17 protein-coding genes and 1 riboswitch are annotated in these 22,366 nt (G+C 62.6%); of the genes, 13 read left to right on the plus strand and 4 right to left on the minus strand.

What is annotated here, in order from left to right; all coding sequences use genetic code 11:
* Positions 1–122: 122 nt before the first annotated feature.
* Together HPY44_21305 and HPY44_21310 are read left to right on the plus strand one after the other, a co-directional pair.
* Positions 123–800 (plus strand): DUF1559 domain-containing protein, encoded by a 678-nt coding sequence (locus HPY44_21305; protein ID NSW58557.1) that lies wholly within the window; start codon positions 123–125, stop codon positions 798–800.
* 212 nt (positions 801–1,012) lie between these two features.
* A complete protein-coding gene (locus HPY44_21310; GenBank protein ID NSW58558.1) occupies positions 1,013–1,675 on the plus strand; it encodes a prepilin-type N-terminal cleavage/methylation domain-containing protein in 663 nt (220 codons plus the stop codon).
* A gap of 86 nt (positions 1,676–1,761) precedes the next feature.
* On the opposite strand, the gene HPY44_21315 is transcribed toward HPY44_21310, so the two are convergent.
* Entirely contained in the window at positions 1,762–2,160 is a 399-nt protein-coding gene (locus tag HPY44_21315) for a VOC family protein (protein ID NSW58559.1), read from the minus strand.
* Positions 2,161–2,191: 31 nt separating this feature from the next.
* Positions 2,192–4,414, minus strand: a complete 2,223-nt coding sequence (locus tag HPY44_21320) for a hypothetical protein (protein ID NSW58560.1) — start codon at positions 4,412–4,414, stop codon at positions 2,192–2,194.
* Positions 4,415–4,606: 192 nt separating this feature from the next.
* Here HPY44_21320 and HPY44_21325 point away from each other — a divergent pair, with 192 nt between their 5' ends.
* The 8 genes from HPY44_21325 to HPY44_21360 all read left to right on the plus strand — a co-directional run bounded on the left by HPY44_21325 (position 4,607) and on the right by HPY44_21360 (position 14,795).
* Positions 4,607–5,764 carry a DUF362 domain-containing protein gene (locus HPY44_21325; protein NSW58561.1) on the plus strand — a complete coding sequence of 386 codons (1,158 nt, stop codon included), beginning with the start codon at positions 4,607–4,609 and terminating at the stop codon, positions 5,762–5,764.
* Positions 5,765–6,305: 541 nt separating this feature from the next.
* Positions 6,306–7,004 (plus strand): thymidylate kinase, encoded by a 699-nt coding sequence (locus HPY44_21330; GenBank protein NSW58562.1) that lies wholly within the window; start codon positions 6,306–6,308, stop codon positions 7,002–7,004.
* A complete protein-coding gene (locus HPY44_21335) occupies positions 7,001–7,819 on the plus strand; it encodes a thymidylate kinase (protein ID NSW58563.1) in 819 nt (272 codons plus the stop codon). Before HPY44_21330 ends, HPY44_21335 begins: the two co-directional genes overlap by 4 nt.
* 274 nt (positions 7,820–8,093) lie before the next feature.
* Complete coding sequence (locus HPY44_21340; GenBank protein NSW58564.1) at positions 8,094–9,494, plus strand: ROK family protein; 1,401 nt, start codon at positions 8,094–8,096, stop codon at positions 9,492–9,494.
* A 115-nt stretch (positions 9,495–9,609) separates the two neighbouring features.
* Positions 9,610–10,461, plus strand: a complete 852-nt coding sequence (locus tag HPY44_21345; GenBank protein ID NSW58565.1) for a PIG-L family deacetylase — start codon at positions 9,610–9,612, stop codon at positions 10,459–10,461.
* Positions 10,462–10,621: 160 nt separating this feature from the next.
* Positions 10,622–11,077 (plus strand): tRNA (adenosine(37)-N6)-threonylcarbamoyltransferase complex ATPase subunit type 1 TsaE, encoded by a 456-nt coding sequence (gene tsaE / locus HPY44_21350; GenBank protein NSW58566.1) that lies wholly within the window; start codon positions 10,622–10,624, stop codon positions 11,075–11,077.
* Complete coding sequence (tsaB, locus tag HPY44_21355; GenBank protein NSW58567.1) at positions 11,074–11,790, plus strand: tRNA (adenosine(37)-N6)-threonylcarbamoyltransferase complex dimerization subunit type 1 TsaB; 717 nt, start codon at positions 11,074–11,076, stop codon at positions 11,788–11,790. The genes tsaE and tsaB overlap by 4 nt, the downstream gene beginning before the upstream one ends.
* A 17-nt stretch (positions 11,791–11,807) precedes the next feature.
* Positions 11,808–14,795, plus strand: coding sequence for a hypothetical protein (locus HPY44_21360; protein NSW58568.1), 2,988 nt, complete (start codon positions 11,808–11,810; stop codon positions 14,793–14,795).
* Between the two features lie 111 nt (positions 14,796–14,906).
* Here the strand turns inward: HPY44_21360 and HPY44_21365 are convergent, their stop codons facing one another.
* Both HPY44_21365 and HPY44_21370 read right to left on the minus strand, forming a co-directional pair.
* Entirely contained in the window at positions 14,907–15,122 is a 216-nt protein-coding gene (locus HPY44_21365; GenBank protein NSW58569.1) for a hypothetical protein, read from the minus strand.
* Between the two features lie 11 nt (positions 15,123–15,133).
* Complete coding sequence (locus tag HPY44_21370) at positions 15,134–17,185, minus strand: ribonucleoside triphosphate reductase (protein ID NSW58570.1); 2,052 nt, start codon at positions 17,183–17,185, stop codon at positions 15,134–15,136.
* A 226-nt stretch (positions 17,186–17,411) separates the two neighbouring features.
* Positions 17,412–17,607: riboswitch (cobalamin riboswitch) on the minus strand.
* Between the two features lie 223 nt (positions 17,608–17,830).
* Here HPY44_21370 and HPY44_21375 point away from each other — a divergent pair.
* From HPY44_21375 to HPY44_21385, 3 genes are all read left to right on the plus strand, one after another.
* Positions 17,831–18,994 carry a hypothetical protein gene (locus HPY44_21375; protein ID NSW58571.1) on the plus strand — a complete coding sequence of 388 codons (1,164 nt, stop codon included), beginning with the start codon at positions 17,831–17,833 and terminating at the stop codon, positions 18,992–18,994.
* Between the two features lie 28 nt (positions 18,995–19,022).
* Complete coding sequence (locus HPY44_21380; protein ID NSW58572.1) at positions 19,023–20,018, plus strand: hypothetical protein; 996 nt, start codon at positions 19,023–19,025, stop codon at positions 20,016–20,018.
* A 114-nt stretch (positions 20,019–20,132) separates the two neighbouring features.
* Entirely contained in the window at positions 20,133–22,304 is a 2,172-nt protein-coding gene (locus HPY44_21385; GenBank protein NSW58573.1) for a hypothetical protein, read from the plus strand.
* The last annotated feature ends 62 nt before the right edge of the window (positions 22,305–22,366 follow it).

The raw sequence follows: 22,366 nt of genomic DNA on the forward strand, positions 1-22,366 counted from the left end.
ACCCTATCACGTCGTCATACAGCGAAGGGGTGCGGGGAAGGTCTTTGTGCTGCAACGCCATCACCTCACACCCACGATTCCCCTATGAACACGCAAGACCTCCCAACTTTTTCAGCGATTAGATCATCGCGATCCTCGCCGCTATCCTCTTTCCCGTCTTCGCCCGTGCGCGCGAGAAGGCGCGACAGGCAAGCTGCCAGTCGAACCTCAAGCAGATCATGCTGTCCGTAATCATGTACCAGCAGGACTACGACTCCCGGTATCCGATCGTCACGACTGGCCCGGACGCAGGTAACCTCGGTGCGCGCATTCCGGGGAACACCTGTGGCGTGATGGGCTGGTGCGACAACAAGACGCAGACGCTGCCCATCTCCGCGCCCGGCATGTGCCGCGCCGGATGGGTTCACAAGCGCCTGGAGCCCTACGTCAAGAACATCCAGATCTGGACCTGCCCGTCCATGACCCCGAATGCTGACCCCAATACCCAGAACTTCACATCCTATCTGAGCACTCTGTGCACGGTCAGCGCCTGGCCGACGTGGTGCCTCGAAGGCGATGCAGAGCAGGACCTGCGGCACTCACCAGCCGAGACCCCGCTTTACTTGGACGCAGTGCGCTGGTATGAGCCCGGCGGCGCCGCAAACATGCCGCGCAGTACGCTCCAAGCCGACAAGTATGGCTCGCCGCACACCCGCGACGGCAACGGCCCGATGAACGTTGGCTATGCCGACGGCCACGTCAAGTCAATGCCGGTCATGACCGCCGTCAAGGATATTGTCGCGAAGATGCCGCTCAACTAAGCCCCGGGCCTCCCGCACGATCCGAGACCGCCGGCACGTCTGTCCTGGTCGGCGGTCTCTTGCTGCCTCTCGCTCCGCAGGGCAGAACTTCTGACGCCGCTGCAGCGTCAACAACGACACTTGACGAGAAGTCCCTGGCTTTCCAGAATCGACGGTCTCAAACACCTGCACCCGGGGTGCAGAACAGCTTCCCGAAGGAAGGGATCCGGCACATGAAGCAGAAGGGCTTTACCTTGATCGAACTGCTCGTTGTCATTGCAATCATTGCGATCCTTGCGGCTATTCTTTTCCCGGTCTTCGCCCGGGCACGAGCCAAGGCACGTCAGGCGAGTTGTCTGTCCAACACCAAGCAAGTCATGACCGCGTTTCTCATGTACAACCAGGACTACGATGAACAGTGGCTCTATGATTCCGTGGTGCCGGGCAAGCCCCTGGGCAGTCAGGCTGCGAACGTCTGCTGGTGGCGGTTCCAGCTGGAACCGTACCTGAAGAACTGGGGCGTCCTGGTCTGCCCCGACGGCCTCCGCGACTCGGTGGCCGCGGCCGATTCCACAAACCAGTTCCATTTCAACTACGGATACAACGCCAACCTGCGGGCCCGTAAGGACGGCGATATCCGCACCCCTGCCGAGTGCGTGGCTTTCGGCGACTCGTCCCACTGGTACGGGAACCTCTGTAATGGTCTCTCCTTTGCCTGGAGCCGGGTCGACAAGCGTCCCGCGGGCAATGCCTGCAATGCTTCCCAAACCGCCAACTGGGTGGATTCGTGCACTCGACACAACGGCGGCTCGAACCTGGGGTACGCCGACGGGCACGCCAAGTGGCTCGCGGCCCAGGCGATTCAGAGCATGATGCCCGGTGCCGCCTTGCCGTAGTTGCGAGCAATGTGTCTGCAGTACAGCGGCCACCGTTCCGACGCCTGGAACGGTGGCCGCTTTCGCGACTCGGTGGTTCTCGCTGGCTACCGCAGCGACGGCGCCTGCCAGCTTTCCTCCGTGTAACTGTGCAACTCCAGGCGGTTACCGTCTGGATCGGTAATCCATGCCTGCCAGGAATTGTCCATGCCAAGCTTGGCGTCTGTGATCTCCACGCCGCGTTCGCGCAGCATCTCGACCGCCTGGGCGACATCCTCCACCTCCAGGCAGATGTGCCGATAGGAGCCGCCCTGCGACGAATCGTGGGTCCCTGTGAACAGTTCGATGAAACTCCGGCCAGCCACGTGCAGGTAGACACCGTACCGCTCGCCTTTGTCGTTGATGAAGTCAAAGGCCCGCGTCATCCCGAGCTTTTCCACGTAGAAATCGATTGCGGCATCCAGGTCCCGGACGGTGAAGCAGGCGTGCGCCAATGCTTTCAGCATTCTGATCCTCCACGAGTCTGCGCAAAGTGAGTCAGCTTTGTTCGGATGGGGCGGGGGTGCTTAGAAGCGCCGCCCCCAGGTCTGAGAGTTCCACCGTCATGCAGCCATCCGGCGCCGGCAGTTGCCGCCCGGAGATCAGGTCCGTCCACGGTTCGGTGCGAGGCAGGCCCTTGAGAGTGACCGTCGCATCATCGCTGAAACTAGTGACGAGCAGGTACTCCCTGCCATCTGCGCCGGGGACGATACAAGCGCGTCCCAGCTGTTCTTCGCACTGGACCGCACGGACACCGTCAGCAAGGTCGGCCGTATATTGCGCGTCCGCTCCGGAAACAACCGCCGAGGCGCAGTCGAGTACCACCGCGCCCGGGCTCACATCGTGCGGCTCTGCCCGGCACGGGAAGCAGAGCTCTTCATAGTACAGGCTGTCGCCGTAGCCGGAAGCTCGTCGTTGACCGGCCTGGTAGACGGCCATTTCTTCGGCCCCGTAGATCCCGATGCACCCGACCTGCCCATCGAGATTCATCCAACGTGAGCCGGTGCGGATGACCCCGCGCCCGTCACCCTTCGTCTCAATGGTCCCCGTCGCCGTCCGGTAATTGCGCCGGAAGCCGTTGAAAAGGTCGTTGGGCACATTGAGCTTCAGCCCCTTGACCTGTGACAGGTAGGTGCGTATGCCGAGGACACAGTATTCCATGACCACCATCGTGCAGTCATCCGGCAGCGCCGCCACCGCGTATTGATGCCGCGCTTTCTCGGGCGAAGTCCACCCTTCGGGCAGAACCGCTTTCACACAGTCGACCATCGTGCCCTTGGTGAGGAACCCACCCGGGAAATGCGCCTGCCGGTTCTCCTCCACGCTCCGCTTGCCGCTGTCCCCGAGCAGCCGCACATGGCCGCCCATGTTCGCACACCACTCCGCGTAATGGCCCGAGTCCGGGGGAAGGCACAGGCCCTGCGGCGGTTCGGATGCTCTCCAACTCCAGGATGCGATCCGCCGCAGCGAACGGTGCAGAATCGCCCCATGCGCGGGTTCCTGCCAGCTTCCTGCGACGCTCTCCTCAAAGGCCTCCGCGGATGGCGCAGGCGCAATGTTCAGAACCCGACGCCAGTACGCATTCATCGATAGCACCACTGCTTTGTCTGATTCAAGGCGGGTGTAATAGTAGGGGCTATCTTCGCGGATCGTCGCCAGGCGGGGGCTCAGGAAGCTCTGCTCCACGCTCGCCGCCTGTTCCGTCCGGATCAGCTCGAGTGCACCTGCCTCCAGCTCGGGCGCGTGCCCGTCGCCCAGGTAGTCCGCGCACCACAGGAGCGCGGGAAGCAGGTAGTCCTGGCAGTAGCAGTACCGCGTGCGGGTATCGCCACCGATTCTGCACAGCCTGCCGTCGGCGAAGATCAGCCGCTTCACCAGCCGCCACAGGTCTCCCGCGTGGTGGTAGAGTGCCTCAGGCGGGTCCCAGCTGTTGGTCCTGCAGGCAAAGTGGAACATGGCGATATTGCTCAGGCAGATGACCATGTACCCGACATTCAGGTACCCATGGTGGTCAAGGGCATAGTTCGGGAAGAAGTTGGGCCCCACGTGCCAGTCCCGCAAAGGTTTGCCCGAGATGATGCGGTCCTGGAGGGCGTCTGACACAACCGAGATACCATTGAGCAGGAACTGGGTGGACTTCTCGGCCCATTCCGGGATTCGCGGCTCATCCGGGTACATGCGGCAGACCCGGGCGAGCAGGGCACCATTCCAGATGTTTGACTCCGGCTTATTGCCACCCTCCGATGCCCACAGCGTTCCCTGAACAGGCAACTTCAGGATGCCGTCGGCTTCAGAGACCAGCATCCGCCGCAGACCGTCGCGATCGGCCTGGGTGAGATGGGGCTCGATGGCCTCCACGCCGTGCATCATGCGCTCGATGCCCAGCACTGAGATCCACGTGTGCCCCCATTTGCGGCCATCCGTGCAGTGGTGGCTGCCAGTGATATGGCTCTCAATCGAGAACCGCAGTGCTCTCAGGCAGCGGTCGAGGATCTCCTCGCGGGACACTCCCGCTGCCGCTTCATCAAGGTTTGGGTCAGCCGCGAGCACTCCGAAGGCCCCGATGAACTTCTGGTTGGTCTGCACCCCCCAGCTGTCGTAGCCGGAGCCAAAGCAGCCGAGGTCGGGTCGCGCAGGGTCATCCCACCAGTATGTACGCGCGAATTTCGCCCACGGCTGCAGTACGCGCGTGAAATCGGCGGCGGTTGGGGGCGCTGGCATATCGCGGATCACCATCCCGGTCGAGATCTAGTCGTCGTCTTCATCTGTGCTTTGTTCGCCCGGAAATGGGGGAAACCTCCGCGGCTGAGACTTTGGGAGGTGAGCGCACAAGCTGTTGAGAATTGCATTCCTGCATTCCGCAACCCTGCCTGCTCAATGCCACCGCAGGCTAGCCCTGTGTGGAGTTGATCCATGTCTCGCGTCTGTGTCGCTCCTTGCTCCGGCTACGACCCTGCATCGGTGCGCAGGGCCGTGCGTGAGTGCTTCGAATGCTGGCCGGACGCATCCTCAAGGCTCAGCGACGGCGCTCGGGTTCTGCTGAAGCCAAACATGATCAACGCACGTCCTCCTGAGAGCGCCGTCTGCACGCATCCCGCCTTGGTGCGCGCTGTGGCTGAGATCTGCTGCGAAGCCGGATGCGAAGTGGTGGTTGCGGATGAGCCCGGTTACGCGCTCGTGGATGACCCTGGTCGGCTCTTTTCAGATGCCGGGATCGTTCAGGCCCTGGAAGGCCTGCCGGTTGAGGTACGCCTGCTCAAGCACGGCGGGTACCGGGAGGTCTCTGTCGACAGACCTCTGCGCGTAAGTCAGCTGCGCATCTCACGGATGATTCTCGATGCCGATGTGGTCATCAACCTGCCCAAATGCAAGACCCACCAGATGACCCTGTTCACCGGAGCCGTCAAGAATATGTTTGGCGCGTTGGCTCCGCGAGACCGGGTGCGCCTGCACATGCTGGGGGAGTTCGTGGCCTTCGGCGAAGCCGTCGCGGACACATTCTCCACCTGCATCCCTGATTTCAATCTGATGGATGCGGTCACCGCCATGGAGGGCAAAGGCCCCAGCCATGGGAAACCGCGCCAACTCGGTGTGGTCCTCGCCTCGGCGGACGCGGTTGCTCTCGATACAGTGGCGGCCCATCTCATCGGGATCACCGCAGACGAAATCCAGGTCATCGTGGCCGCTGCCGACAGAGGCCACGGGAGCGCTGACCTGGCCGGCATCTCTGTTGGCGATGTTGACCTGACGCCTTTTCGGCAGGAGTTCGAAAGGCCCCCCGGAGGAATCCGGCGGGGATTCCCGGGGTGGATGGGGCGCCTCGTCCAGAATTCCCTCTGGGTACGCCCCAAGGTGCTCGCCGGCAAGTGTATCCGGTGCGGCGCCTGCGCGGCGATCTGCCCCGGCGACGCGATTATCATCCGCCGGCATGCGGAGATCGACCGCGACAAATGCATCGAGTGTTTCTGCTGCCAGGAAGTCTGCCCAGTGGGAGCCATCGACACCGCCACCAGTTTTCTGTACCGCACTTTCCTGCATGGCCGCCGCGGCCGCCCCGTGCGGACTGCATGAGCGCTGAAGGAAGCAGCATCGGGTGGACTCTTCTCGCGGGCATCTGCCCGTCATCTGATCGCGTGCCTGAGAGTGTCTGCACCTTCCGAGATCAGGCGCTTTTCCTGCTGTGTATGAGTTCCGCCGGCCAGGAGCGTGCTAAGATCTCGCTGGTGGGCCTTCTGCCTCACAGCCCGCGAAGCGGGGGGCAGCCTATAGCCACGGGTGGGGTGGAGCGATGGGGAACGGCCCCCGTGGACTTGGCTGTGTTTCAGGGACTCTTGGATAATCCTCGCAAGCCGGTGTCCGGGAGCTTTTAGCGTCGCTGTGGCTGATCCCGTGCCGCCGGACCTGCCGGCTGTGACGCAACGGCGGCGCCTCCTTCTGTTTCCGGTAGGGTCGGGGAGGGACACGAGGTTGGGGCTTGAGCGGATCCACCTGCTTGTGGGCAACGCGCCCAACAACGCGCTTAGCTTGTTGACAGCTGCCGTTTCCGCTACAATAGCGCCTTGATGCCATTCAGGCTGGATTGAAGGTGATAGCCGTGAGGTCCATCAGCGACATGCCCGGTAAGCTCTTCGTGGTGGAGGGCATTGACGGGTCCGGGAAGAGCACCCAGATCTACCTCCTCTACCGCTGGCTCATGTCCGAACGATATTCCACCTTCTTCTCCGAGTGGAACTCCTCGCCACTGGTCAAAGAAACCACGCGGCGGGGCAAGCGCAAGCATCTGCTTACGCCTACCACATTCAGCCTGATCCATGCCACAGATTTCGCCGACCGGAACGAGCAGAACATTCTTCCTGCGCTGAAAGCCGGTGCGGTCGTGCTCGCGGACCGCTATGCATACACCGCCTTCGCGCGTGACGTCGCCCGGGGTTGTCACCCTGAATGGGTGCGCGAGGTGTATTCCTTCGCAGTCCAGCCCACTGTCGGATTCTATTTTCGCGTGCCGCTGGATGTGGCTCTGGAGAGAATCTTGGTGGGACGACCGGAGCTGAAATGGTACGAGGCAGGCTTGGACTTGGGCCTGAGCGATGATCCGTATGAATCTTTCAGGCTGTTCCAGGAACGCATTCTGCGGGAATACGACAAGATGATCGAAGAGTTCGGCCTGCACGTGATCGACGCAACGCTTCCCATCGCCGAACAGCAAGAGCAGGTTCGCGAGATCGTCCGGCCCTACCTGAAAGATGTGCTTCGCCAGCCGGAGGGATTGCGCGGACGCAGGCTCGGCGCAGCCAAGGAGGCAGCCGAATGAAGCCCCAGAGCTACTGGCACCCGATGTCGTCCATGCCCGCTGAGCCCCTGCCGGGGAAACTCATCGTGCTGGAGGGCACCGATGGCGTGGGCCGCTCTACGCAGATCCAGATGCTCAAGAACTGGCTTGAGAGCATGGGCGTCGCGGTCTACGATACGGGCCTGAGTCGTTCGGTGCTGTGCGGCCGGGACCTCCAGCGCGCGAAGCAGGGGCATACGCTCGACCCGATCACCCAGGCGCTGTACTATGCTACGGACTTCGCCGACCGCCTGGAAAACGAGATGCTTCCTGCCCTCCGGGCGGGTTGCGTGGTCCTCACCGATCGCTATATCTATTCGCTCATGGCTCGAGCCATCGTGCGCGGCAACGACCCGAAATGGGTGCGACGCGTCTACGGCTTCGCAGTGATCCCGGACCTGATTCTCTATCTGCAGGCCGATCTCAGCGCTCTAATTCCCCGTGTCCTGGCCGCCGGCGGCTTTGACTACTGGGAGTCGGGCTCAGACTACCTGCGTGGTGACAGCCGATACGACTGTTTTGTGCGACACCAGGACGCGTTGCTGGGCGTTTTCAAGCGTATGACTGACGAGTACGGTTTCGTCACCATCGATGCGAACCGCACCGTTATGGAGGTCTTCGCAGACCTGCAGGCACGAATCCGCGAGGTGGTGAAGGACCTGACCTTCATCCCGTCGCGGGAGCCTGCATCACCCGAAGAGTATATGCTTCCCGTTCCCAAGCCCCTCGACGAGCGCCCGACCCGCAGTATGGCCGACATCATCGCGGACCTGCTGGCGAGCCTTCAGGACGAGTAGGGGCTACAACAACCAGGCTGTCATGATGGCGCTTCTGGGTGCCACACCACGCTCGCCGCGGTGTGTTCCGGCGCGAGCACTGCTTCGGCTTCGCCGGAAGCAGTCGCACCCGCCGCGTCTGCTGCTGCACCTTAGCGTTCTCCATTCGCTATTCACTATCCGCTATTCCCCATCCACCTGCCCCTGCTTGACTCCCCTCCCGCCTTCTTGTAGTGTTTCCGTGCTCTGTGCGAAGCAAGTTTGCGAGTCTCTGCGCCGAAAGGAAGTCCGCGAAATGCGACACGATCTGCTCCTTGTGACCCCGCCTTCGGTTCCGCCACTGGACCCAGAATTCAAGCCCGCCGTCCTCGGTAACCGGGCATTTCTGAAGGCTGTTGATGAATCCGGAAAGGGCGTGCCGCTGCGGATAGCTCTCGTCCGTGGCGACGGTTCCGTCTCGACCTTCGACACCCGCGCCTTCGCGCCCGATGCCCCTCTCGCCGCCGCCAACCTGACGTATGCCGAGCGCCTGGTGAAGTTCTTGCTTTGGCAACGTGGCGGATGGAAGGTCATCGTCGGCGGTCCGACAGAGATCGGCGAACACATTCGCAAGGTCTATTCACCCCAGGGCGAGCGCGCCTTTGACTACGAGTTCATGGGCGAGACAGTCTACGAGCATCCCTTCACGGTGGAGATCACTGACGCCGAGAGCGTCCCCGAAACCAGCGAAACAACCGCGCCGCTTGGCCGGCATCTCGATGGCTGCCGCGTTGGCTTCGACCTTGGCGCCAGCGACCGCAAGACGAGCGCAGTCGTGGACGGCAAAGACGTCTTCACGGAAGAGGTCAAGTGGGATCCCAAGACAGCGACGGACTGGCACTATCATTACGAGGGCATCAAGCATTCAATCCAGCGCGCGGTGGACCACCTGCCCCGTCTCGATGCAATCGGCGGCAGCGCTGCGGGTGTCTACATCAACAACCGCGCTATGGTTGCATCGCTGTTCCGCGGTGTGCCGAAGGACGATTTCAACGCGCACATCAAGCCTCTGTTCGAGAACCTCGGGCGGGAGTTTGGCGTGCCCCTCGTCGTGGTCAATGACGGCGAAGTGACAGCTCTTGCCGGCTCTATGTCCCTGGAGGCCAACGCAGTTCTCGGCGTCGCCATGGGTTCAAGCGAGGCCGCGGGCTATGTGACGCCCGATGGCAACATCACGGGGTGGCTGAACGAGCTTGCTTTCGCGCCGGTTGACTTCAACCCCAATGCCCCGCAGGACGAGTGGTCGGGCGATATCGGGTGTGGTGTGAACTACTTCTGCCAGACCGGGGTTATGCGTCTTGCCGCCGCCGCGGGCCTGGAGTTTGAGGCCGAGAAGTCGGTGCCGGAGCGCCTGGAAGACGTGCAGGCGTGGATGAAGGAAGGCAAGCCGGGCGTCGCAGAGATCTACGAATCGATCGGCATCCAGTTCGGCTACACCATCGCCCATTACGCGGACTTCTACGAGATCGAAAAGATGCTGATCCTCGGCCGCGTCACCACTGGTTCCGGGGGCGACTTGATCCTTGAGAAGGCCCAGGACGTGCTGGCCAGGGAGTTCCCGGAACTCTCGACGAAGATCGAGTGTATGCTGCCCAACGAAAAGCTGCGCCGCGTGGGGCAGGCGATCGCCGCAGCCAGCCTGCCGGTGATCGGATAGGCGCGACACCCGAGACGCAGGTCCCACCGTCGAGCACGGCGAACTAGACGCCTGTCCCGTCGCGGGCAGGCGTCTTCCGTGACAGGCAATGAATAGACCCGAAGGGATGGTCACGATGGAATTCCGAACACCCGGCGCACAACTGTACATTCCCGATGGAACCCCGGAGCCCGAGGCGATCAGCCGGACGACGCACATGGGCATTTCCGCGCACCAGGACGACCTGGAGATCATGTCCTACGCGGGCATCATCGAATGCTTCCAGAGCGACAGCAAGTGGTACGGCGGCGTCATCATGACCAACGGTGCCGGCGCGCCCCGCGCTGATCTCTACGGCGAGTACACGGATGAGATGATGATCGAGGTGCGCGCCAAGGAACAGAAGAAGGCCGCCTACGTGGGCGAGTACTCCTTCCAGGCGCTCCTTCACTACGGAAGCAAGGCTCTGAAGGATCCGGCCTGCGTGGACCCCACCGAGGAGCTTCGCGACCTGCTCCAGATCGCCCAGCCCGAGGTGATTTACACCCACAATCTGGCCGACAAGCACCCGACCCATGTCGCCGTGACCATCACGGTCATCCAGGCCTGCCGCCTACTCCCCGCCGAGCTCCGTCCGAAACAGGTCCTTGGCTGCGAGGTCTGGCGCGACCTAGACTGGATGATTGACAAGGACAAGGTCGTCCTGGACTGCACCAGCCATGAGAACCTGCAGGCTTCGCTCCTCGGCGTGTTCGACTCCCAGGTCTGCGGCGGAAAGCGCTATGATCTCGCGACCCTGGGGCGCCGCCGGGCACACGCGACCTATCACGAATCCCACGGCGTTGATGTGGCCGAACTGCTCAACTTCGCCATGGACCTGACGCCGCTCATCAACGACGCGAGCCTGTCGCCCGTGGATTATGTGAATGCATACATTGACCGGTTCAAGGCTGAGGTCGAGGAACTCATCAGCGCTGTGCTGCCATAGAAAGCAACCCAACCTGCAGGTCGGCGTGGGCCGACCGTCCCAGTCATCCGCCTTCCGCGTTCACGGTGCGACAGGGACATTCATCTTCGTTGTCTGACCCGAGACAGGCGCCCGCCGCCAGGTTGGGTGCCTGTCTCCACTGGATTGCCGCCCTCACGCCATGACCCGGTATCAGTTTGAGACCAACTCCACCGAAGAGACCGAAAGCATTGGCGCGGCGCTTGGCGCGGTTCTGCGCGCGGGTGACGTCATCGCGCTCACCGGTGAGCTCGGTGCAGGCAAGACCTGCTTCGTGCGCGGGCTGGCCAGGGGTATCGGCGTTCGAGATGCGGTCACCAGCCCCACTTTCATTCTCATCCGCGAGCATCGCGGAGACCCTGGTCTCTGCCACGCCGACGCGTACCGCCTCTCTTCGGGCGCTGAACTGGAGGACCTTGGCCTGGAAGACATCCTGTCGCATTCGGTTTTCGCGGTGGAGTGGGCGGAGCGTGTGGCTGACGCCCTGCCTCCAGATCGCATCGAGGTTCACCTCGAGTACGAGGAGGACGGGCGTCGGATCACGCTGACTGCTCTGGGCGACTCTGCGGCCGAAAGACTGCGGGAGGCGTTGGCATGAAGGTCCTCGGTATCGAGACTTCCGCTCACCACAGCAGTCTCGCGCTCTTGGTTGATGGCCACCTGGAACGAGAGAGCTTCTTCCCCAGCCGCATGTCCCTGGGCCAGACCCTCGCCAGCCACATCCAGGAAGTCCTTGGCTGCCCAGTGGCTGCGGACGCCGGCCTGACGGCTATCGGTGTCTCCCTTGGCCCGGGCTCCTTCACCGGACTGCGCGTGGGCATCGCCGCGGCAAAAGCCCTGGCGCATGCACTGGGAATCCCGCTGGTCGGTATTCCCACCCACGAAGCCATCGCTTGGCCTGTCGCCAGCATCTCCGACCGCTCGATCTGCATCCTGCAGCATGCCCGGACGGACCAGGTCTATTGCACGCTTTTCGCCCCGGGCTTGTCTGACGGCCATCTGCAGCCGATCTTCGACACGTGCGTTCTCCCAATCTCGGCCCTGGTCGGGCGACTCACCATCCATGCCAGACCACTGATCGCGCTGGGTGACGGACTGGAACGCCACGGAACAGTCCTGCGCGATGCACTTCGTGAGGAACTCTTCATCCCCCCGTCCGTTCTCCAGATACCCCGAGCCGCCGTGGTTGCCAAGCTTGCCTCGGAGCGGGCCGCGCAGGCCGATCCCGGCGCGGCGATGAACCTTCGCCCCACATATCTTCTGGTCTCCCAGGCCGAAATGTCTCACAATGTAGACCTCGGACAGAAGTGATCCACAGGAGGCCCGCCATGCGTGCTCTCTGGCCGGTGATGTTGTCCGCGACGTTACTCGCCGTGGCTATGGTCCATGCTCAGAGCCTCGTGATCAAGCAACCCATTTCAGACGAGAGTGCCCGGCAGGCCCAGCTTATCGACAATGGCGACCTGGGGATCGTCGAAGACGGACAGTTCGCCGGCTGGAAGGCGTGGGAGCTCGGGTACGAGGTGGACGCGGAGGTCAGCCGGAGCGCCCCCACAAGTGCGCGGTGCGTGCTGGATTCGGCGGATCAGGTGCGGGGGATGACCTATGTCCTCACCCTGAACCAAACCCGTCCCACGCCCATCGTCGCCGAGTGCTGGAGCAAATGTGAAGGCGTGTCCGGGGGCCGCGACGGCAACTACTCGCTGTATCTCGACCTGGAGTATATGGACGGGACGCCGCTGTGGGGCCAGATCGCACCCTTCCGGTCCGGCACCCATGATTGGGAAAAGCGGACAGTCACGGTTGTCCCCACAAAACCTATCAAGAACGTGAGCATCCACGGGATCTTCCGCCTGCGCAAAGGGACTGCGTGGTTCGACGACTTCAAGTGCTGGGAGCTATCCCTGCCGGAAGGTGCCAGCCAGTTCGACAGCGTGGGCGTTGGCCGCACTGTGCCCATTCCCGCCGACAGGCTCATCCGCGGTCTGGGACTGGCGGTACGCGATGCCGCCGCTAATTCCGGGATCATAGCGCCCGCGATGACCGTCACCGCCGACGCCACAGGCACGCTGGCCAAGGGTGACATCCCCGAGCTGAGCCTGCAACTTGAGGCCCGCTTCACTGACATCGACAACGGTGTGCGGGTGGACGGCACGATCCGCGACACCACAGGGCAGGATCGGGCCGTCACCGTCTATGCCATCCAACCCTTGGATGCGGTAGGCTGGAACTGGCATCAGGACGCCCGCAGCCATCAGACCATTGCGCCCAATGTGAGCTACCGAAACTGGATTTCCGTGGGCGCAGGGTCCAACGGAATGGCGTCATGGTATCCACTTGCCTGCGTCTCCAATGACGAGCGAGCGGCTGCGATCGGCGCTCCCATGGATGTGCCGCGCCTGTATCGGTTCGCGTACGAGGCCGCTTCGCGCGAGCTGTACGCAGCCGTTGACCTCGGCCTGAGCGTTGACACCGCGAAGTACCCGTCCTCCGCCACCTTCAGCTTTGTGGCATACACCCCCGACCAGCCGTCCTGGGGGTTCCGCTCGGCTCTGGCCGCATACTACAGGCTGTTCCCGGACTGCTTCACCAAGCGCAACGCGAAAGAGGGCATCTGGATGCCCTTCACCGACATCTCCTCGGTGGAGGGCTTTGAGGACTTCGGCTTCCAGTTCCAGGAGGGAGCGCCCAACCCCGCCTTCGACGAAGAGCATGGCATCTACAGTTTCGTCTATGTGGAGCCCATGAGCCATTGGCTCGCGATGCCGGAAGAGATGGAGCGCACCGATGAGCGGGCAAAAGCGCTGATCAGAGAGCAGGCTGCGCGCGGGGTGCTCCAATCCCAGTCTACCTTGACCTCCGCGATCGAGGACGAGAACGGCGAATGGCAGGGCGGCATCACCAAGGCGCCCTGGTGCGACGGCGCCCTGTATATCCTGAACCCCAGCCCCAACGTGCCGTCCGATCCGCCAGGCAGCATCACCCAGTTTGAGCATGAATGGCGCAGCATCGAGGGAGCTTTCCGTAATGCATCCTCGCAGCGTAGTGCCTGGCGCGCCTGGGAGCGGGGTTTCGCACCGGCGCCCGGCGAGGGCCGCGCCGGCTCCACGGCAATCCGTCTGGTGCGGGCCGCCGGCCAGACCAACGCCGGCGCGAGCCAGTCGGTACAATTGGGCCAGAAGGAGCCTGCCCCGCTGGTTGCCCGCGTCTGGACGAAAGCCGTGGACGTTTCTGGCGAACCGGACAACAACTATGCGCTGTACATCGATCTGACTTACTCCGACGGCACGCCCGGCTGGGGGTTCGTGGCTTCTGCGCCCACCGGCACAGGTGACTGGCAGCTTCTGGAGCAGACCATTCGACCCGCGAAGCCCGTAACCACAGTGAGCTATCATCTGCTCCTGCGCGCGCCCCATGAGGGCACAGTCTGGTTCGACGACGCCTTCCTCGGTCTGGAGGGCAGCGACGAGAACCTCCTGCGGCAGCCCGACTTCGAACCCGTGGCGACATCCACCCAGATGAAAGTCGAACTCGACGGCACGTACATCGACTCCTACGAGATGGGCGCCACCAATCTGAACTACCGGCGGAAGCACTTCGCGCAGGCTGACATCCCCCTGGTCTACGACTCCGAAAGGCGCGTCTGTCAGCTCGGCGTGTTCAATACGGTTGAGTTCTCGCGTGAGGTCTCGCGGCGTATGCTGGAACGGGGAAAGATGATGTTCGCCAACTCCACGCCGATCCGCTTCCCGTGGCCCGCAGCGCATCTCGATGTGATGGGCATTGAGACCAACTGGGCTTCGGGCGGCAAGTACAGTCCAAATCCTGACCCGGTGATGAGCTATCGGCGCGCTATCTGCTACCAGCGTCCATACTTGCTTCTGCAGAACACGGTCTATGAGGACTTCAAACCCGAGTGGGTGGAGTTGTACTTCAAGCGGTGCGCGGCGTACGGGATCTTCCCGAGCTTCTTCAGCCACAACGCAGCGGATGATCCTTATTGGCAAAGGCCGAACCTGTATAACCGCGACCGCCCGCTATTCAAACAGTGGATCCCGGTCATCAGCGCTTTGAACGCCGCAGGGTGGGAGCCCGTCACTCATGTTCGCAGCGACGATCCGAAGGTTTACGTGGAGCGGTTCGGAAGGCCCGGCGGGCCCTTGTATCTGACAGTCTTCAATGACAGCCAGGAGCCGCGCACAGCGAAGTTGACCGCGGATCTAGAAGCGCTTGGGCTCACAGAGTTGCCGGGAGAGTGGGGAAGAGACGGGGTAATGCTTCCGGCGGAAGACGTGGCGGTGATCCGGCTGAAGTGATACAGAAACCGGGGACCGGCACCCGGGTCGTGCAGCCGTGGGCGCGATCGGTGCCTGTATCCGACCCGGGTGCTGGAGACGACACTGCTCCGCAGGAACAAATGCCTGCTGTCAGATGCCCAGCTTGAGCTGCCCGGTGGGATCCTGGATGAACGCCGGGGTCTCGCGGAACAGGACGCGCTCGGCCTGTTCGCTGCGCTTCCCCGGATTCCAGGAGGAGACCGGCCGATAGTACCCCATGACTCGCGTCCAGACCTCGCACGGCTGGCGCTCAGATTCCGGGATGTCGGCGATAGTCACGGTTGCTGCATTTCTGGGTTCGGGCATGGCTGCTCTCCTCAGACGGCGACCTGTTGCACGCTGTCGCGGCTCTGCGAAGCCAGTTCCGCGCGCTTGCGGGCGATGAGCTGCTCATCGCACTTCGGGCAGTACCTGTGCTCCCCGCTGATGTACCCGTGGCGCGGGCAGATCGAGAAGGTGGGCGTCACCGTGATATATGGCACCCGGAATCGTTCCAGGCACCTGCGCACCAGATTCTTGCAGGCCTCGGGGCTGGTGATCTGCTCGGCCATGTACAGGTGAAAGACAGTTCCGCCGGTGTACATTGCCTGCAGCGACTCCTGATGTTGCAAGGCCGCGAATGGGTCATCCGTGTAGCCCACTGGCAACTGGCTGGAGTTCGTGTAGTATGGTGCGTCTTCTGGTCCAGCCTGGATGATGTCAGGAAAACGCTTGCGATCTTCGCGCGCGAAACGGTATGTTGCGCTCTCAGCAGGCGTGGCCTCCAGGTTGTACAGGTTTCCGGTTTGCTGCTGGAACTCCACCATTTTCTCCCGGATATGCTGGAGCATCTCAATGGCCAGCGCCTTGCCGGCGTCTGTAGTTATGTCCTCGCGGCCGCCGGTGAAGTTGGCTATGCACTCGTTGATTCCGTTCACGCCGATGGTGCTGAAGTGGTTCTTCAGACGCCCGAGATACCGCTGCGTGAAGGGCAGGAGCCCGGAATCAATGCAGCGCCCGATGGTCTTGCGCTTGAGTTCAAGGCTGGTTTTCGCGATCTCCAGCAGTGCGTCCATGCGAGCGTAGAGGCTCTGCAGATCGCCCTTCGCCAGGTAGCCAAGCCGCGCGCAGTTGAGCGTCACGACCCCTACCGACCCCGTCTGTTCCGCTGATCCGAACAATCCGTTGCCCCGCTTCAGCAGTTCTCGCAGGTCAAGTTGCAGGCGGCAGCACATTGACCGCACCATGCTTGGGGACAGCTCGGAATTGATGAAGTTCTGGAAGTACGGGGTGCCGTACTTGGCAGTCATCGCAAACAGCGGCCCGGTGTTCGGGTGGTTCCAGTCGAAGTCCGGGGTGATGTTGTAGGTTGGGATCGGGAAAGTGAACACTCGACCGCGCCGGTCGCCTGCGGTCATGACCTGGAGGAACGCGCGGTTGATGATGCCCATCTCTTCCGAGAGTTCGCCGTAAGTGAAATCTGCGGGCTCGCCGCCGATGAGTGGCTGCTCGTCTCGGAGGTCCTCGGGGCAGGTCCAGTCAAGGGTGATGTTCGTGAAAGGCGTCTGAGTGCCCCAGCGCGAAGGGACATTGAGGTTGTACACGAACTCCTGAATGCACTGCAGCACTTGGTCGTAAGTCATATTGTCGCGCCGCACGAAGGGCGCAAGGTACGTATCGAAAGAGCTGAATGCCTGGGCGCCGGCCCACTCGTTCTGCAAAGTGCCCAGGAAGTTGACCATCTGCCCGACCGCGCTGGACAGGTGCTTTGGCGGCGCCGCCTCGACCTTCCCCCGCACTCCGTTGAAGCCCTCGACAAGCAGCGTCCGCAGAGACCAGCCCGCGCAGTAACCGGCCAGCATGTCCAGGTCGTGGATATGCAGATCGCCCTCGCGATGGGCTTTGCCGACTTCGGGTGGGTACACGGCTGTGAGCCAGTAGTTGGCGGTCACCTTGCCGCTCACATTCAGGATTAGTCCGCCAAGGGAGTAGTCCTGGTTCGCGTTGGCGTGGACCCGCCAGTCGGCCTGATCGAGGTACTCGTCGATAGATGAGACCGCATCCACCAGCGCCTGGCGTTCCTGGCGCAGTCGCTGATGCTGCTCGCGGTAGAGGATATACGCCCGGGCTGTCTCGAAATACTCGGCAACCGTCAAGGTCTTTTCGACGACATCCTGAATCTGCTCGACCGTGGGGGCATCGTTCCAAGGCAGCGCGCGGATCGCATCGAGCACCTGTGCCGTGAGCGTCGCGGCTTCATCGTCCCCGTATTCCCCCGTGGCCTTTCCGGCTCGCGCTATCGCCGACTGTATCCGAGTTGCATCGAAAGGGGCTCGCGAACCATCGCGTTTGACCACATGAGTGACGGGGAAACCGCGCCTTGTCGTCATGCTCGAACGCCCTCCCGGGTCCGCGACGAATGCTGGAAAGCGGCTCTGACGCCAGTTTCGCTACTCCACAACAACCAAGGACAGTGGGGGCTGAACTTCCCCCCGCTCGTCAAATGCGTGCCGCGTCCGACCTGAGGAGACCGGTCCCACAATCGCCTGCCCGCGATCGGTCAAACGGAGGCCGGCTGGCTTCACCCTCGAAAGCGCCGGGTGTGGAAGACGCCGCAACTGCGACGCCGCTCGGGCCAGGTATTCGGACTTGCGGGCTGTGCGGTCCGCCTGCGAGCTGGGGAGCTCCGTGCTGTGCCGCCGGGTTTCCGCTACAGTTCTCGTTCCCGCTCACCGCTGCGGGGCAGTTCCGGTTTTTCACCGGATTCCCTGTGCGAACTCTTTGGGAGTCCACCGCGAGCGAGAGTAAGCTTAGAGGGATGACGCCCTTTTGTCAAGCCGGATTCGGGCCAGGAATTGTGCACGTTGGTACATGTTCTGGGCCCCAATTTTATACAGACTTCACACATTTCTGCCCCGGCAGCTCAAGGAGTCCGGGACCTGGAAAGCTTTTGGATTCTTGCAGGAAACCAGTCTTCGCGTAGCGAAACTGGGCCCTGACCTCACGTCCAGAATGCGCTCCTGGAGGCGCCTATCATGCCTACGATCGACCACTTTCTGCCGGCCGTCGCAGTCACACAGGGCCCGAAGTTCCACTGGTTCGGCTACTATGACAAGTTTCCCTGGGATGCCACCGGGCGCTATCTTCTGGCGCTCGAAGTCGATTTCATGGACCGCGTGGTACATCCGGATGACGTAGCCACCATCGGCATGGTCGACCTCGCCGACGGGAACCGCTGGATCCCGCTGGCTGAGACTCAGGCCTTCAACTGGCAGCAGGGCACTCACCTTCAGTGGCTCGCGACAGCGCCCGACCGCGAGATTATCTACAATGCACTCAAGGGCGACCATTACGTGTCCGTTATCCAGGATGTTTTCACCGGGGAGAAGCGCGAGTTGCCGCGGCCAATCTATGCGGTGAGCCGGGACGGGACCAAGGCGGTCAGCCTCAACTTTTCCCGCGTTCACTCCACGCGGCCCGGGTACGGCTACAATCACCTCATGCATCTGGCCGGGCCGGATGTAAGCGATGAAGACGGCATCTGGATCGTGGACCTGCGCACCGGCGAGAACCGGCTGATCATCAACCTGGAACAGATCACGAAGTTCGCTCCGCAGGATTCCTTCGAGGGCGCGCGACACTGGTTCAACCACCTGCAGTTCAACACCATTGACAGCAGGTTCATCTTCCTGCACCGCTGGCGGCACGGCAGCGCGCCATGGGGTACGCGCCTGTTCACAGCAGCGACCGACGGCTCCAATATCTGCCTGCTCAATGACCACCAGATGACTTCGCATTTCGACTGGTGCGGAGCGGACAAGGTGCTCGCCTGGGCGCGGCGATATGATAGGGGCGACCATTACTACCTGTTCACCGACTGCCGAGACGACATCGAGATCGTGGGCGAAGATGTATTCCAGACCGACGGTCACTGCTCGTACTCGCCCGACGGCAAGTGGATCCTCACTGACACCTACCCGGATAAGGACCACATGCGCACGCTCATCGTATACCGGGTCGCGGATAACACCCGCATCAACCTGGGCCGTTTCCTGTCGCCACCCGTGGCCGATGTCGAGTTCCGTTGCGATCTGCACCCGCGCTGGAGCAGAGATGGCCGGACCGTTTGCTTCGATTCGGTCCACGAGGGCCAGCGTCAGGTCTACCTGATGGATGTGAGTGAAGTCGTGGCGGGCTGAACGACCCCACTTTCCCGGAGGGCTTGCCATGTACGAGAATAAGCTGATGAAAGACGGCCTGTGTGATCCGCCGAGAATTGTCATCAAGGCCCGGCAATTGCCAGCGGTCGTCTGCCGGCTTGGCGGTGCCGACTGCCCGATTCTCGGCGAGAACCAGGCCCGAGCCATCCTCGAGGTCCTTCAGGCGGATCCGACGGCCTCGATACGTCTCACCAGCGATGCCGACTGCGCACCGCACTACACCATGCTGGATGATGAGGACTTCCGGCGGCAGAATCGCGAGGCGGTGTTCAACCGAAAGCGCGACCTGGATGTCCTGCAGAAGCTGGGCCTGTGCCCCGGGGATACCCGGCGCGCGCGCTACTTGTACGAGTTGCTCTTCACCAGGGTGGAGACCCTCCGCGGCATATGCGCCTTCGATACGCCGGGCTGGGAGGGTTGCCCGCTGGCGTCTTCCGGCATCTATGAGAACGTGCGCTCGCGTGGCTGGCAGATGGTGGTGCATGCGCGCAGTTCCGAGGAGATGGCCCAGTCGCGGGAGGAAAATGTGGAGGCCATACTCCACGGTGACCGCATCTTCATGCGCCCGCATCACATCATGTGCCTGGCGTGCTGGTACAATGGCGGTCAGTCATCGGGCCTGCGGCCCAACGACACGCTCGCAGAGATTCTCGAACGGGTGCGGGCCGATCCGAAAGTCCCCATCACTCTGGTCGAGGGCACCTGCATGGCCTGCCATTGCTGCGACGGGTTTGACCCGCCGACCGGTCGCTGCGTCCACAGTGGTGGGCTCATACGCGACTACAAGAAGGACCTGGACTGCTTCCAGATGCTGGGCATGTATCCCGGCGACACGCTCCCGGCGGACGAGATGTTCGCCCTGGTTCTTGAACGCATTGGCTCCACCCGAGACGTCTGTGGATACGGTACGGGCGAGGTGACCGCCGAGGAGTGGCGCATCTGCAACGACCCGGCAGGTAGCCCGGGCTACGCTGAAACCCGGAAGAGCGGGCTACTCGGTTGAGAGGTCGGGTTCTGTGTGGAGGCTTTGTATTGAACGCTCTGTCCCAACGCCGACCCCAGAAGCGTTCCAGCGATTTCTGGGTATTGCTCTCACACGCAGAGGACCTGCCTGAGCATGCGCGACCTGGTGCGACAGATCCGCGACGAACTCATGGGGACACCCGACACTGTGTGCCTGGAGCGCGCCCGTCTGGCAACCGAAGCCTGGCGAGTGCATGAGCATGAGCCGGCGCCGATTCGCCGCGCTCATGTGCTCGCGCACGTCTTGCGCAATATGACCCTCGACTTACGCTCCAACCCTGTCTTCGCCGGGAACACTTCGGCGCGCCCGCGGGCTTGGATGCTTCTGCCGGAGTACGGCATCGGAATGGATCCACAGGTCTTGCTGGAGCACTCCCAGCTTGCCGGGTTGCTTGATGGTGCGATCCCCGATGAGATTGCAGAGTTCTGGCGTGACCGTGCTTTCGGTGGGCAGACGGGAATCGGACACCTTTCGGTTGATATGGACTGCGTGGTCCACCGGGGGCTGCAGGACTTGATTGCGGAGTGTGACCGCCTGGCGGACGAAGGTGATGAGGAGCAACGGGTATATCGTGCGGCAATGCGAATTGCCCTGCAGGCCGTGATCGACTGGGCGCACCGTTACGCAAGGGCAGCACGTATCGAGGCGCTCTCAGAAAACGATCCGTTGCGTCGTGAGTGCCTGGAACGGGTGGGGAGCGCCTGCGAACAAGTACCGGAGAAGCCTGCCAGGAACCTGTTCGAAGCTCTCCAGAGCATGGCGCTGGTGCACTTGGCGATCCATATCGAGGGCCACGGGATGTCGGTCTCTACGGGTCTGCCTGACAGGGTCCTTGCACCCTTCATCCAGCACGACTTCGACCCCGAGCAGGTCACAAACCTGATCGCTGCGTTCATGCTGAAGATCACCGCGAACTCCCTGTATGGGCGAGGGTACCTGTCGCAGACCATCACCGTAGGTGGAGCGGATCATCTCGGCATTGACCGATCAAATGCGCTGACTGCCTGCTTCCTCGATGCCTGCGATCGGCTGAGGGTGGGCGATCCTCCGGTATTCCTGCGGTGGCACCCGGGGCTGGATCCCAAGATCAAGGCGATGGCCGCACGCATGCTGGCCGACGGGGTGACCATGCCCCTGCTGATCAATGACATTCCTACTGTAGCGGGGTTTGAAGGAGCGGGAGTCGCTCCACAGGATGCGTGGGAGTACGCCGTCATCGGGTGCAATGAGTTGGGCATCCCGGGGCGAAGCGCGGATTCGGCCACCGCGACATGCGGCAACATCCAGTATCTCGGACTCCTCAACGAGACCCTCGCTTGGCTAGACAATCCGGATGCCGTCTTGGGGATGGATCAGCTTCTTCAGAGGCTGGAGGGATTGATGAGAGACCGGCTGAGCGCCATGCGGCGCAACGGCCTCGCGCACAAGGCGCGTACGGCGCGGGAAATGCCCACGCCTTTGACTTCTTCGCTGATGCGCGGGTGTATCCGGCGCGGCAAGGACATGGCGGTGGGGATGGACTACCACTTGCCGGGGGTCTATGAGCGCGGGCTGACCAATGCCGCCAACGCACTGGCGGCCATCGAGGAGCTTGTCTTCGACCGGCGTGAACTGCGATTGTCCGAACTCACCGCTGCGCTTGGGGCGAACCATGCTGAGGAGGGACTGCGCGCGCGTATGGCTGCCGCTCCGAAGTGGGGGAATGGTGACGACCGCGCAGACAGGTGGGCCCTCGCGCTCGTGGAAATGCGGGAGCGGGTACTCGACGCAATCGATGCGGAGCACGGCAGCCCCGCCCACATGGTCTGTCACGTAGTGCGCAGCCTGCACCATCTCGACGGAGCGCGCATCGGCGCTTCGGCGGACGGCCGTAAGGCAGGCACTCCGGTGGCCGACAGCATCGGCGCGGCCGTGGGAACGGCACGGTCAGGCCCGACAGGCATCCTGCGCAGCGTCCTCAAACTGGACCCGTCCCGCACCCACCGGGGCGGCTACAACCTGAACCTGACGCTACCCGGGGGCAGAGTGAGTGAGGATGAAGTGCTTGCGCTGATCGAAACGTTCTTCGATGAAGGCGGGCAGGAACTGCAGATCAGTTCGCTTGACCCCTTACGCCTTCGTCAGGCCCAGCAGAACCCCGGGGCCCACGGCGATCTGGTTGTGCGCATTGCCGGCTTCTCCGGTCGCTTCGTGGACCTGTCGAAGCTGGAGCAGGACGAGCTCATAGCCCGGGCCGAAGCGGCGGCGGGGGTCCCATCCGGATAGTCCGAGGGGCCCTGCCGGCTCGGTGTACAGATGTCCCCCGGTTGGTCCCTTGTGCTTCACGC

Source organism: Armatimonadota bacterium, assembly GCA_013314775.1.
Taxonomy (GTDB): domain Bacteria; phylum Armatimonadota; class Zipacnadia; order Zipacnadales; family JABUFB01; genus JABUFB01.

Coding starts and splice junctions, on each gene's coding strand:
- HPY44_21370 (NSW58570.1), bottom strand. CDS start 17,185: ATGACGACAAGGCGCGGTTTCCCCGTCACTCATGTGGTCAAACGCGAT.
- HPY44_21375 (NSW58571.1), top strand. CDS start 17,831: ATGCCTACGATCGACCACTTTCTGCCGGCCGTCGCAGTCACACAGGGC.
- tsaB (NSW58567.1), top strand. CDS start 11,074: ATGAAGGTCCTCGGTATCGAGACTTCCGCTCACCACAGCAGTCTCGCG.
- HPY44_21340 (NSW58564.1), top strand. CDS start 8,094: ATGCGACACGATCTGCTCCTTGTGACCCCGCCTTCGGTTCCGCCACTG.
- HPY44_21315 (NSW58559.1), bottom strand. CDS start 2,160: ATGCTGAAAGCATTGGCGCACGCCTGCTTCACCGTCCGGGACCTGGAT.
- HPY44_21365 (NSW58569.1), bottom strand. CDS start 15,122: ATGCCCGAACCCAGAAATGCAGCAACCGTGACTATCGCCGACATCCCG.
- HPY44_21385 (NSW58573.1), top strand. CDS start 20,133: ATGCGCGACCTGGTGCGACAGATCCGCGACGAACTCATGGGGACACCC.
- HPY44_21335 (NSW58563.1), top strand. CDS start 7,001: ATGAAGCCCCAGAGCTACTGGCACCCGATGTCGTCCATGCCCGCTGAG.
- HPY44_21360 (NSW58568.1), top strand. CDS start 11,808: ATGCGTGCTCTCTGGCCGGTGATGTTGTCCGCGACGTTACTCGCCGTG.
- HPY44_21380 (NSW58572.1), top strand. CDS start 19,023: ATGTACGAGAATAAGCTGATGAAAGACGGCCTGTGTGATCCGCCGAGA.
- HPY44_21320 (NSW58560.1), bottom strand. CDS start 4,414: ATGCCAGCGCCCCCAACCGCCGCCGATTTCACGCGCGTACTGCAGCCG.
- HPY44_21325 (NSW58561.1), top strand. CDS start 4,607: ATGTCTCGCGTCTGTGTCGCTCCTTGCTCCGGCTACGACCCTGCATCG.
- HPY44_21330 (NSW58562.1), top strand. CDS start 6,306: ATGCCCGGTAAGCTCTTCGTGGTGGAGGGCATTGACGGGTCCGGGAAG.
- HPY44_21310 (NSW58558.1), top strand. CDS start 1,013: ATGAAGCAGAAGGGCTTTACCTTGATCGAACTGCTCGTTGTCATTGCA.
- HPY44_21345 (NSW58565.1), top strand. CDS start 9,610: ATGGAATTCCGAACACCCGGCGCACAACTGTACATTCCCGATGGAACC.
- tsaE (NSW58566.1), top strand. CDS start 10,622: ATGACCCGGTATCAGTTTGAGACCAACTCCACCGAAGAGACCGAAAGC.